Source organism: Hymenobacter monticola, assembly GCF_022811645.1.
In the GTDB taxonomy this organism is placed as follows: domain Bacteria; phylum Bacteroidota; class Bacteroidia; order Cytophagales; family Hymenobacteraceae; genus Hymenobacter; species Hymenobacter monticola.
Window position 1 is genome coordinate 3,295,535 of the sequence record NZ_CP094534.1, and the last position, 12,485, is coordinate 3,308,019.

Here is a 12,485-nt window from a genome sequence, read left to right on the forward strand (position 1 = left end):
GATGAATGCACGGAATGAACAATTGATTTTTATGAAAGAAAACACCAAAGCCGCCACAAGAAAGTTGTCTGGCTCCCCCTCTCCTTTTCGGAGAGGGGGCCGGGGGGTGAGGCGCACCGTTTGGGCAGTTCTGCTCTTGTTTTCAACTCTCCCCAGCTTCGCCCAACGCGCCACCTGGATTTGGTATCCCGGCGACTACGAAATCTGGCTGGGCAACCAGATGCAGAACCGGCGCACCGAGCGCGGCACCTTCTTCCCGGTATTCTGGCGGATGGACAGCCACTACGTGCTCATCGACTTCCACAAGGATTTCGACCTTACGCAGCCCGAGGAAGTGGAACTGCGTGCCGAAGGCCAGTACAATGTGAAGCTCGACGGCAAGCCCCTGACCGGCGCGCCCACCCGCCTAACAGTGCCGGCCGGCAAGCACCGCATCAATATCAAAGTATATAACCAGGCCACGCCGCCGGCCGTGTTTGTGCGCGGCAAAACCATTGCCTCCGATGCGTCGTGGCTGGTGACTTATGAGGACAAGGAGTGGATTGACGCCTCGGGCAAAACCTCCGACCAATCGGGCACCACCTGGCTGCAAGCCGGGGCTTGGAATTTTGACTCGCTAGAGGCGCGGCCTTCCACTTTCAAGCTGCCGACCGAGATGCGGCGGGCTGCCCGTGTGGAACGCAATGGGCAAAATATGGTGGTCGATTTTGGGCGCGAAACCTTCGGCTACATCAAGCTGCACGGGGTGAAAGGCAAAGGGCAGGTGGCCGTGTATTTTGGCGAATCGAAGGAAGAAGCTTTAGCAACTGAAACCGGCGAAACGCTGGAATACCTGGCCGTGGACCAGCCGCAGAAGGGCGACCAAACCACGAGTTTATCCAAAGCGTTTCGCTATGTAAACATCCGGCCCGGGGCAGGCGTCAGCCTCGATTCGGTGTCGATGCTCTACGAATATGCGCCGGTGGCGGAGCGGGGTAAATTCCGCTGCTCCGATGCGCAGCTGAATAAAATCTGGGACGTGGCGGCTTACACCATGCACCTCAATACGCGGGAGTTTTTCATCGACGGTATTAAGCGCGACCGGTGGGTGTGGTCGGGCGACGCTTACCAGAGCTATTTGATGAATTACTATCTGTATTTCGACACGCCGACCGTGAACCGCACGCAGTTTGCGCTGCGCGGCAAAGACCCGGTGACCAGCCACATCAACACCATCATGGACTACAGCTTCTACTGGTTCATCAGCGTATACGATGCTTACCAATATACCGGCGACAAGGCCCAGGTGCAGCAGCTCTACCCCCGCATGCAGAGCCTGATGGACTACTGCCTCGGCCGCCGCAACAAGGACGGTCTGATGGAGGGCTTGGCTGGCGACTGGGTGTTCATCGACTGGGCCGATGGGCTGAGCAAGAAGGGTGAAGTGAGCTTTGAGCAGCTGCTGCTGTGCCGCAGCCTCGAAAGCATGGCGTTGTGCGCCAAGCTAGTCGATGACCGGGCTGGCGCGCAGAAATACCAGCAACTGGCCACTGACCTCAAGGCCAAAGTCTTCGCCACCTACTGGAATGCCGGCAAGGGCGCGCTGGTGCACAGCCGCGTCAACGGCCAGCCTACCGACAACGTGACGCGCTACGCCAACATGTTCGCCATCTTCTTCGACTACCTCAGCCCCGAGCAGGAGCAGCAGGTGAAGAAATCGGTGCTGCTGAACCCGCAGGTGCCCAAAATCACGACGCCCTACATGCGCTTCTACGAGCTGGAAGCGCTGTGCGCGATGGGCGAGCAACCCTACGTGCTCAAGGAAATGAAGTCGTACTGGGGCGGCATGTTGAACGAGGGCGCCACGTCGTTTTGGGAGGAATACGACCCCACTAAAAAAGGCACTGAGCACCTGGCCATGTATGGCCGGCCCTTCGGCAAGAGCCTGTGCCACGCCTGGGGCGCCAGCCCGATTTACCTGCTGGGTAAGTACTACCTCGGCGTGAAGCCCCTCACGGCCGGCTACGCCACCTACGAAGTAGTGCCCAACCTTGGCGGCCTGCAATGGATGGAGGGCACCGTGCCCACGCCGCAGGGCGACATCACGGTGGCCGCCAGCCCCAAGCAACTGAAGGTGAAAGGCGCGATGGGTACCGGCACGCTGCGTTTCAAAAGCAAGTCAAAGCCTTCTTGCAAGGGTGGCAAAATCGTTTCGAAAGGCAGCGAGCAGTACGAGCTAACGCTGGAAAAAGGGCGCGAATACGTGGTGACTTATCAGGCGCTGTAATGCAACAACCTCTGTGTACCTCTGCGAAACCCACTGCGTACCTCTGCGGGAACCGTCGTCTGCTCAGCCTGCTACTGTGGTTGCTATTGCCGCTGACGGCCTCTGCGCAAGCCGGCGAAAAGATGTCGGTGGTTGAAATCATTGGCCCCGGCAAAGCGCCCGTTTCAGCCAGCAGCTTGGTGGCGTTGTGTCAGAAATACAAAGTGCCGACCTCGGGCATCTACAGTTGGCAAAACCACCTCGTTGCCTATGGCAAAGCCGCCAGCATTCAGGACCTGCGGAAGAACCTGGCCGCTGTCTACGCGGGCAACGAAGTGAAATTCTACGCCGCGCCCTTCTACCAATTCGACCGACATTACTGCGCCGATAAAACCACGGCCGGGCAGTGGGACAACATCATCCTAACGGCAAACCTGGTCAACGACCCGAAGAAGCAACAGGAATACCTGAGCTACCACGCCACCCAGTTTCAGCAGTGGCCCGAAGTGGCGCAGGGTTTCTGCAATGCCAGTTTTCAGCAGCTGCTGGTGTATCGGCAGGGGCGGCAGCTGATGCTGGTTATCAGCATTCCGCACGGCGAAAGTTTGGACAAGTTGAACCCGAAAACCTCGCTCAACAACCCGCGCGTGGACGACTGGAATCGGCTGATGAAGCAATACCAGGAAGGCTTGCCCGGCACCAAGCCAGGGGAGGTGTGGGCGTTTCTGAAACCGGTTGCGGTGAAGCAGCCAGTGCTCCATAAGCCATGAAAAATCCCCCGCACCCCCGCCGGCACCTCGCTGCCAACTCAGGCCCCGCCATTTCCAATTCCACGACCGCCAGCACCGGTTCCAGGTTAGGCAGTAGGATATCTTTAAGCGCCAGTAGGATATCTGCAAGTGCAGGCAACTTGTCAGTGCCGGATATTAGGATATATTCTATAGCAAGTAGGATATAAGCGGCATGCAGTAGGATGTCTTTCAGCGCCAGTAGGACATCTTCAATGGTCACCCACGTTTCAGTGGCTGGAATAACTTATTCTTCAACTTCCCTAACCACCCTGTAATGCTAACCCTCGGAATCCTGGGCCTCGGCGAAGGCCGCAGCACCATGTCGGCCGCTCTGAACAGCCCGAAATGGACCCTTAAAACCATCTGCGACCGCAACGAAGACCTGTGCCGGCACCGCGCCGAGGAATTCAACTTCCCGCACTACACCACCAAGTACCAGGACCTGCTCGATGACCCGGAAATCGACGCCGTGGCCATCTACACCCCGGACCACCTGCACGCCGAGCACGTGGCCCAGGCCCTGCGCGCCGGCAAGCATGTGGTATGCACCAAGCCCTTTATTGACGACCTCAGCAAGGCCAACGAGCTGCTGGAGCTGAGCCGCACCTCGGGCAAAAAGCTGTTTGTGGGCCAAAGCTCACGGTTTTTCGAACCTATGAAGAAGCAACGGGCCGACTACGAGGCCGGCCTCATCGGCGAGCTCATCACCATCGAAGCCTACTACCACGCCGACCACCGCTGGTTTCTGGAAAAAGGCTGGTCCCTGGAAAACGCCTTCAAGTGGCTCTACGGCGGCCTCAGCCATCCCGTAGATTTTATCCGCTGGTACCTGCCCAACATCGAGGAGGTGATGGGCTACGGGATGCTGAGCAGCAACGGCGCCAAGGGCGGCCTCAAGCACCAGGATACCATGCACTTCATCTTCAAAGCCACCGATGGCCGCGTGGCCCGCGTGAGCGGCTGCTACACCGGCCCCGTGCAGCCCGTGACGCGCGACTCGGAGATGAGCTGCATCCTGCGCGGCACCGAGGGCGCCAGCCAGGGCGACTACATGGACCTGCGCTACGCCATCACCGACAAGACCGGTGAAGAAAGAATCATCACCTGGGAGCATAAGCTCAAGCACTACTTCCGCTTCGAGGGCAAGAGCCACCACGCCGGCGAGTACCAGAACTACCTGGAGTATTTCGCCGATTCTATTGAGCAGGATTTCACGGCTTACCCCGATTTGAAGGAAGGCATTGGCACCATCGCCCTTTTACAGGCCATGGACCGCTCGCTGAGCACCGGCCAGCCGGTGAAGGTGCAGGCGCTACTAGCCGAGCACGGCATTGCGCTTGATTAGAACGGATTAGAAAACGGTCATGCAGAGCGCAGCGAAGCATCTCGCGTGCTCCGTCATGTCCTGCTGAGCGCAGCGAAGGACCTTGTCAGGTTAGAATGCTTAAAGTTCAATGGGGTAATAAGGTCCTTCGCTGCGCTCAGCAGGACAGACGATTTAATTCTCCAAAATTCCCACCACCCTAAACCCCTCCGCTCGCATGGGCAACAACCTACTCGGCCACCTCACCGCCTGGGACTACGCCATTGTCGCGGCTTACGTCGTGATTCTAGCCGGCATTGGCTACCGGGCCAGCGCTGCCAAGAAAACCGAAGAATCCCTGTTTCTGGCCAACAAGTCGCTGGGCTGGGCCAGTATCGGGTTCAACATGTGGGGCACCAACGTGGGGCCGTCGATGCTGCTGGCGTTTGCCAGTATTGGGTACAGCACGGGCATCGTAGCGGTGAATTTTGAGTGGTATGCCTTCGTGTTTTTGTTTTTGCTGGCGGTGGTATTTGCCCCGCGCTACCTGGCGGCCAACGTGAGCACCATGCCGGGGTTTATGGGGCGGCAGTACGGCGACTCGACGCAGAACATCCTAGCCTGGTACGCGCTGATTAAAATCCTGATTTCGTGGCTGTCACTGGGCTTGTTTTCGGGCGGGCTGCTGGTGCGGCAGATTCTGGGTATCCCCATGTGGCAGTCGGTGGTGGTGCTGGTGCTGTTTGCGGGCGCGTTCACGTTTGCGGGCGGGCTCAAGGCCATTGCGCGCGTCAACGTGTTTCAGATGCTGCTGCTTATTGGCGTGTCACTCACGCTCACCGTCATCGGCGTAATGAAAGTGGGCGGGCTGAGCGAAGTGTTCCACCGCGTGCCCGGCCACTACTGGAACCTGCTGCACCCAGCTTCCGACCCCAAGTACCCGTGGTACGCCATTCTGCTGGGCTACCCGGTGTCGGCGGTGGCGTTTTTCTGTACCGACCAAGCCATGGTGCAGTCGGTGCTGGGGGCCAAAAGCTTGGAGCAGGGCCAGCTAGGTGTGAACTTCATCGGTTGGCTCAAAATCCTGTCGCTGCCGCTATTTATTCTCACCGGCGTGCTGTGCTACATCCTATTCCCCGACCTGAAAGACCCCAAAGAAGCCTACATGACGATGGTGACGAGCCTGTTTCCGGCCGGTATGAAGGGCCTGGTTATCGTGGTGCTCATTGCCGTGCTGGTGGGCACCATCAGCTCCTCGCTCAACGCCCTGAGCACCGTGTTTGCGATGGACGTGTACGCCCGCAACATCAACCCACAGGCCACTGACGCCGACGTGGTGCGCGTGGGGCGGCGCACGGTGCTGGTGGGCTGCGCCTTCGCGGTGCTCATGGCCCTGGCCATCGACTCGGTGAAAGGTCTCAACCTGTTCGACGTGTTCCAGGCGGTGCTGGGCTTTATTGCGCCGCCGCTGGCGGTGGTGTTCCTGCTGTCGGTATTTTGGGCGCGTACCACGCAGCGCGCCGTCAACGGCATCCTGTCGTGGGGCTCGGCCTTGAGCCTGAGCGTGGGCGTGCTCTACCTCTGGGTGCTTCCGCCCGACACGCACCCCTTCTGGCCGCACTACCTGATGCTGTCGTTCTACATTTTCGCGGCGCTCTTTGCCGCCGCCGTGCTCATTTCCCTCACCGACCCAGCCGGCCAGGCCTGCCGCCAGGCCGTGGACTACGGCGTGCTGGCCCGGCCCACGCACCGGGTGCAGTTCCTCTGGGCCGCGCTGGCCGTGGTGATGGTGGGGCTGTACGTGGTGTTCAACGGGCACTGATTAGCCAACTGGGGAATTAATCTTCATACTGAGTATTATCAATTACCAATTCCCAAGGCGCAGAATTTCTGATTTCCTTTGAGGCAGGGCGCTTTAAAATCTTGGGCCCAAAGCTGTATTGGTAATAGATAACTACATAGTCTTTATCGAACTCAATCCGATACTCTGTTTCCGGCGATTCCAAACGGTACTCGGTATCAGTAGTTAGTTCCAACTCATCGCAGCTCAGCTCTATCCAGAGGAGCAACTTGGTTGCAGTACGATTATAGAACTCTATACCAATTATTGGGCTGTTTGTCATGGTGAGAGGCGCTGATTATGCAGCTCATTGCCGTGCTTAATTCATTACAATTACATCCGCCCTCCGCGCCTCCGGCCATACGTGTAGCACCTGTGCCTTCCCATCCTTCACCACTACCTCCACCGTCGTCTGGTAGGGCGCGTGGAGCTTGAAATGCACATCCCAGGTCTTAGGCCAGGCGGGCAGCAGAATAATCTTCCGGCCCTCGGTTTGCAGCAGCATTTCCTGCAGGCCTATCATGCCAGAGCCGCCCCAGTTGTGGTCGGGTGCCCAGTCGTAGCCCGGCCCCCAGAAGGCCGGGAAGCGGCGGCCCGAGTCTTGCAATTTCTTCACCGTCAGCTCGGCGGCTTCGTCGGTCAGGCCGAGGCGGGCGGCGAAGATATTGTGCTGCTTCCAGCCCACGTGGCTACGAAATTTCTGTACGTCGGCGTCATACAAGTAGGTGTTGCGGGCGGTGTCAAGGCCGGGTTTTCCCACGCCGTAGAGGGCCCACGGAAACACCGGGTAGAGTTGGGGGCTTTCGGTGTTGTTGATGCGCTCCCAGCTTTTAGCTGGCGCGATGGTGGGGCGGCCCTGGCTCTCGCGGAAGCTGATGGCCGGGATGCGGCCCAGCATGGTGGTCCACTTTTGGCGCTGCGCGGGCGTGCCGTAGCGCGGCGGCAGTTCCAGCAGGCGCGTGAGCACCGTGCGCAGACCGGCGATGGTAGCGGTGGAATTGTAGGCCATTTTGTACGTCTCGGCCCCCGAGCCGGGGTAGAGAACCAGGTGGCCGGCGCCGTCGAGGGCCTTGGCACCGCGCTGCCGGGCCAGGTACTGGTAGTGCTCGTCGAAAAAGACGAGGCAGCTTTCTACGAAGGGCAGGTAGGCAGCCACATCGCGCCCGGCGTAGCGCTCGGTTTCGAGCATCATGAGGCAAAACTCCAGCACGGTGTCCCACTCGTATTCCAACCAGGCGTTGTATTCCAGGCCATTGTCGAAATCGGCGGGGCGCTTCCAGTTGTATTCGGCAGGATTGGGCAAGCCGAAGTTTTCGAGCTGCTCGGTGAAGCTAGCGCCACCGTGATGCCAGTAGGTCTGGCTGCGCAGCTCGGCGTTTTTAAGCAGGCGGAGGTAGAAATCGAACTGTGGTTTCAGCAGCTCTGTGTCCCCGCTTTTGAGCATCGGCCAGTACACGAGGCGCTGATTCTGGGCTGTGTGGGTGCCGCCGCCCCAATTGCGGAAGTCGGGCGTGAATTTGAGCGTGGAATCCGTCAGCACCGGGTCGTAGGTGAAGAGGCCGCCGTTGAACTTGGTGGGCCACTGGCCGAAGGCGTCGCAGCCCAACATGTAGCGCATGAGCTGGTAGTTGCGGCCCGCCTGCCACTCGGGGGCTTTGGCAGCGGCTTTATCAGGCTGAATGTGGATGAAGCTACGGTTCCAGTAGTTGCGCCACCAAGCCACCGTGCGGCGCCGGGCAGCCAGCTGGTTCGGGAGAGTTGCCAGTAGCTTTTGCAGCCCGGCTTGCCACTGTACTCGAGCCGGTGAATTAATGGCAAGCAGGCCCAAATGCCCCTGCTCGGAGTTTTCGTAAGCCGTGTGCAGCACCAGGGTGAGTGAATGATTACGCGCGGCGGTGCGGCTTTTCAACTGCCAGCCGCGGTAGGGCGTGCGCAGGTATTGCCCGTCGGTGGTGCCGGCGGGCAGCATGTTTTCGCCCCACAGCATACCGCCAAAAATCAGGTTTTGCAGGGGATTGTAGAGTTGGCCTTTCACCGCCGCCAGGCCCTGCTGCTGCACGGCCACATCGAACACCGTTTGCGGCTGGTTCTGGTGGAAAAACTCCACGGTGTGCCCCCGGAAACCGATGCTGTCGTGCCGGGTCTTGACCTCGCCCTGCGGCGCCCACTTATAGGAATTCTGGTTGTTTTCCTTACCCTTCAGCACCCGGTCCTGAAAGCGCCAGCTTTCGTAGCTAGCGGTAGCCATGAGCTTCTCGCTGCTGTTCACCTCCAAGTGCACCACAGGCCGAAATACGTCTACCCAAACGTGCACCCGGGCGGTGGTTTTGCCTACCGTGCCGGTGAGGGTAACGTCTCCGGTTTGTAGCGCCAGCTCTTGTTTAAAAGTGCCTTGCTTAAAGGGATTGGGCGTGAGGTGCAGGCGCACCCGGCCCAGCTTCAGCAGGCTGTTGTTCTCATCAAATGTGCCGCTGCGGGCGATGTAGAACAGCACGTCGCCGTTTTCGGCCCACACGTTCAAGCCAATGTCGCCGCCACCGCAGGGCATGGATTCGCCGGCGTTTTTGCTGGTGCTGGTCCAGGTGATGTTGTTGGTAGCTAGTTCGGGGCTTTGGGCTTGGCTGAGGAAGGGAAGGAGGAGCAGAAATAGCATCCCAGCGCTGCCCTTAAACGTCAATAAATAACTCATTGCGCCCAATCATCCGTGCGGAACGACGACACCGGCAGGCCCTCGTTGCTGAACAGCGTGGCCTTGGTGAAGTCCTGGAACGCGTAGCGCACCGCCACGGGCGCCTTCACCGCCTCGGCCGAAACGTTGATACTGCTGCCGCTGATGCTGGCTTTGGCCGGGTACCATTTCTGGTCGGCGCCGGCTATTTCGAAACCGGTCAGCTCTTGGCCGAAGGTTGTCATTCCCATGGGCGAATTCTTGAAGCGCACGGTGGCGGTGTTGTCTTTTATAGTCAACGACTCATACGTCGGGCTGAGGGCGCCGAAGCCTTTGCGGCCGTAGGTTTGGGCCAGGGCCAGCAGGGCCAAGCGGGTGCCGCCGGGCTCCTTGCGCATGGGGTGGATGCTGGTTTCCTCGCCCACGTCGAGCAGCACGGCCATGCCGGTATTGGGCACCTGGTCCGGCAGCTTGCGCTGCGTGTCGCGGATAAAGGCCGAGTTGTACTTACCGCCCTTGTTTTTGGAGGTACGGGTGTAGTCGAAGGGCGCAATCTGGGCGAAGTAGAACGGGAAGTCGCCCAGGCCCCACTTCGTGCGCCACTGCTTCACCATGGCGGCAAACAGCTGCGCGTACTCGTCGGCCCGGTCGTAGTTCGACTCGCCCTGGTACCAGATGGCGCCCTTAATGCCGTAACCCTCGATGGGGTGCAGCATACCGTTGTAGAGCGTGGTGGCCGTGCGACTCACCAGCTTGATGGTGTCGCCTTTGGCCGGAACCTTCACGCCGGCAAACTGCCGCAGGTTCTCCGCGTCCATCCAGGCTTCGATGAAGGAGCCGCTGTAGCTGCAGTGCAGCAGGCCCACCGGCACCTGCAGCTGCTCCTGCACCAGCCGCCCGAAGTAGTAGGCCGTGGCGCTGAAGTTGCTCACGGCCTCGGGCTCGGCCAGGCGCCAAGGCGAGGGCTTGCTGTTTTCCTGGGGCTCAGTTACCGAGGAGCGGGGCACGTTGTAGAGGCGCAGCTGCTCGTTACGGGAGTGCAGAATGGCCTCGTTCGAGCCCAGCACGGGCTGACCTTTGAAGCCCTTCATCGGCATCTCCATGTTCGACTGCCCACCACACAGCCACACTTCGCCCACCAGCACGTTTTTGAGCTGCACGACCGGCCCGTCGCCGCTGATGCTCAGCGTGTAGGGAGTGTAGCTCGCGGCCGGCGTTTTCACCTTCAGCCGCCACTTGCCGGCCGCGTCGGCCTGGGCGGTGTATTTCTGCTTGCTCCACGAGGGGCTGACGGTGATGGTGTTGCCGGCTTTGGCCCAGCCCCACACAGCGCATTCAGCCTGCTGCTGCAGCACCATGTTGTCGGTGAAGAGGGAAGGCAGGCGGAGCTGGGCGTGGGTGAGGAAGGGGAGGAAGACGAGGAATAGAAAGGCTTTTGTGTTCATGCTTCAAGTGACCGCAAGAGGTAGAGACGCAATATTTTGCGTCTCGTCGTTGCTGATGTTGTTTAATCTGCGCGGTTTAGTGAGGTTCCGGTCGTTCAACGACGAGAGGCAAAATATTGCGTCTCTACACCGTTCCAAAATCTACCGACTCACCGGAATCCACACCTCCATATCGGCATGGCCGCGGTTGCCCCAGGCGTAGTAGGGGATGAGCGTGACCGGGACCGTGGCGGGCTTTTCGGCGGGCAGCTTGCGGTAAAGCTGCGAGCCCCACTGCGCCGCTGCGGGCATGAGCGTGGCCTGGCCGGTGAGGAATACAACGTCGCTGTTTTCCACCTGCTGGTGCTGCGGTGTGAAGCTGGCCGCCGCGGGCAGCGTGAGGCCCGAGAGCTTCTGGCTGGCCGGCAGGTCCTTGGCTTCGAGGCAGTACACGATGGGGCCGCGCTTCACGGCTACCTGGTTGCGGGTTTCCTCCACCAAAGGGTTGGCTTCCACGAGCTGGGCGGGCATGGGCAGGCTTAGCTCCACCCGGTCGCCTGCTTTCCACTGGCGGTTGATTTCGGCGTAGCTGCCGGGCGTGAGCGTGGCCGCCACGGGCTTGCCGTTGACGAGCACCGTGGCGCCCTCGCACCAGCCCGGCACCCGCAAAAACATCGAAAACGCCTTCTTGGGCGCCTGGTCCAGCGTGAGCTTCACGGCGCCGTCCCAGGGGTAATTGGTTTCCTGGCGCAGCTTCAGCGGAGCACCATCTTTCAGCTTGGTGTTCAGGGTGCTGCCGCCGTAGAGGTTCACCCACAGGCCTTTGTCGGAAGTGCTGTACACGTAGTTGTTCACCTCCGCGATGGTGCGCACCACGTTGGGCGGGCAGCAATTGGAGAGGCTGATGTAGTCGACCCGGTCCTTGGACCAGCGCTGGTGGAAGGGCAGCGCGTCGGAATACGCCAGCGGATTGGTGTAGAGGAAGCGCTGGCCGTCGAGGCTGATGCCGGAGAGCACGCTGTTGTAGAGGGCGGTTTCCAGTACGTCGGCGTACTTGGCGTCGCCGGTCACTTGCAGCATGCGCCAGTTCCAGAGCACGTTGCCGATGTTGGCGCAGGTTTCGCCGTGGGCAGTGTAGTTGGGCAGCTGGTAGTCGCGCCCGTAAGCTTGGTGGATTTTCTGCACCGTATCGGGCTTGTAGGCCGTGCCGTCGGGCGACACGCCGTCGTACAACGCCCCGCAGGCACCGGTCACGTACATTTTATGCTGGGTCACGTCGTCCCACATCTTGTTCAGGGTCGTGAGCAGGGTCGCGTCGCCGGTTTCGGCGTACACGTCGGCCGCGCCGGCAAAGAGGTAGTTGGCCCGCACGGCGTGGCCGCCGGCCTTCTGCATCTGGCGGAACGGAATGCGGTCCTGGTTGTCGTCGGTGCCGATGTCGGCCGCCAGCCCGCGGATGTCAATCAGGCTCTTGGCCAGCTCCAGGTAGCGCGGGTCGCGGGTGGTGCGGTACATCTCCACCACGCCCATGTAGTGCGCTGGGCAGATGGCGTTGCGAGCCAACTCGGGCGAGGCCGTTTTGTAGAAGTTGTACAGGTAGTCAGTGGCTTTCTTCGCGGCATTTAGCAGCGTGGTCTTGCCCGTGGCGCGGTAGTGCACGCAGCCGGCCGTCATCAGGTGGCCCAGGTTGTAGGTCTCGAAATTCAGCCGGTTTTTAAATGCGGCCTTCTGGCTCGGATTGTTCAGCTCCGCAATGGTGCTCTGGGTGCTGATGTAGCCATCGGGCCGCTGTACTTTCACCACCAGCGCAATGGCCTCGTCGAGCTGCTGGTCCAGCTTGGGGTCGTGCGTCACGGCGTAAGAGGCCGACAGTGCTTCCAACAGCTTGAAGAAATCGCCGTCGTGGAAGGGAGGACCCTTGTGCTCCCCTTTCTCCAGGCCGGCCGCAATCTCGAAGTTCTTGTAGGCGTGGTTGCGGTCGGAGTGGTAGAGCGCCCACATCGTCGGAATCATCGACTTCTGGCACACGTCGAACCGCTCGGCCCAGAAGCCATTAGTCCACTGCACGCTGCCCATGTCCACGCTGCTCAGCTTGGCGTGAGTGCTGGTCGACGTGTTCACGAGGGCCTTTTGCTGCGCCTTCGCGGGCACAGCTGCCAAGGCCAGACCAAGCCCGAGAATACCCAGGCGAATTACAGAATTTGACACGTTCAT

Annotated in this window: 8 protein-coding genes; 4 read left to right on the forward strand and 4 right to left on the reverse strand. The window is 60.2% G+C overall.

The window, feature by feature from the left end:
• Nucleotides 1-136: 136 nt before the first annotated feature.
• From MTP16_RS13695 to MTP16_RS13710, 4 genes are all read left to right on the forward strand, one after another.
• The gene (locus MTP16_RS13695) at nucleotides 137-2,266 is read left to right on the forward strand and encodes an alpha-L-rhamnosidase-related protein (protein ID WP_243510106.1); all 2,130 of its coding nucleotides are present in this window, start codon (nucleotides 137-139) and stop codon (nucleotides 2,264-2,266) included.
• 80 nt (nucleotides 2,267-2,346) lie between these two features.
• Entirely contained in the window at nucleotides 2,347-3,015 is a 669-nt protein-coding gene (locus MTP16_RS13700) for an L-rhamnose mutarotase (RefSeq protein WP_243510122.1), read from the forward strand.
• 295 nt (nucleotides 3,016-3,310) lie between these two features.
• Nucleotides 3,311-4,381 (forward strand): Gfo/Idh/MocA family protein, encoded by a 1,071-nt coding sequence (locus MTP16_RS13705; RefSeq protein ID WP_243510124.1) that lies wholly within the window; start codon nucleotides 3,311-3,313, stop codon nucleotides 4,379-4,381.
• 196 nt (nucleotides 4,382-4,577) lie between these two features.
• On the forward strand, nucleotides 4,578-6,161 hold the full coding sequence (locus MTP16_RS13710; RefSeq protein ID WP_243510128.1) for a sodium:solute symporter family transporter: 1,584 nt from the start codon (nucleotides 4,578-4,580) through the stop codon (nucleotides 6,159-6,161).
• A 16-nt stretch (nucleotides 6,162-6,177) separates the two neighbouring features.
• Here the strand turns inward: MTP16_RS13710 and MTP16_RS13715 are convergent, their stop codons facing one another.
• The 4 genes from MTP16_RS13715 to MTP16_RS13730 all read right to left on the reverse strand — a co-directional run bounded on the left by MTP16_RS13715 (nucleotide 6,178) and on the right by MTP16_RS13730 (nucleotide 12,485).
• Nucleotides 6,178-6,462 carry a hypothetical protein gene (locus MTP16_RS13715; RefSeq protein ID WP_243510131.1) on the reverse strand — a complete coding sequence of 95 codons (285 nt, stop codon included), beginning with the start codon at nucleotides 6,460-6,462 and terminating at the stop codon, nucleotides 6,178-6,180.
• 36 nt (nucleotides 6,463-6,498) lie between these two features.
• On the reverse strand, nucleotides 6,499-8,832 hold the full coding sequence (locus MTP16_RS13720) for a DUF5703 domain-containing protein (RefSeq protein WP_243510134.1): 2,334 nt from the start codon (nucleotides 8,830-8,832) through the stop codon (nucleotides 6,499-6,501).
• A gap of 32 nt (nucleotides 8,833-8,864) precedes the next feature.
• A complete protein-coding gene (locus MTP16_RS13725) occupies nucleotides 8,865-10,292 on the reverse strand; it encodes a sialate O-acetylesterase (protein WP_243510150.1) in 1,428 nt (475 codons plus the stop codon).
• A gap of 141 nt (nucleotides 10,293-10,433) precedes the next feature.
• Complete coding sequence (locus MTP16_RS13730) at nucleotides 10,434-12,485, reverse strand: aceric acid hydrolase (RefSeq protein WP_243510167.1); 2,052 nt, start codon at nucleotides 12,483-12,485, stop codon at nucleotides 10,434-10,436.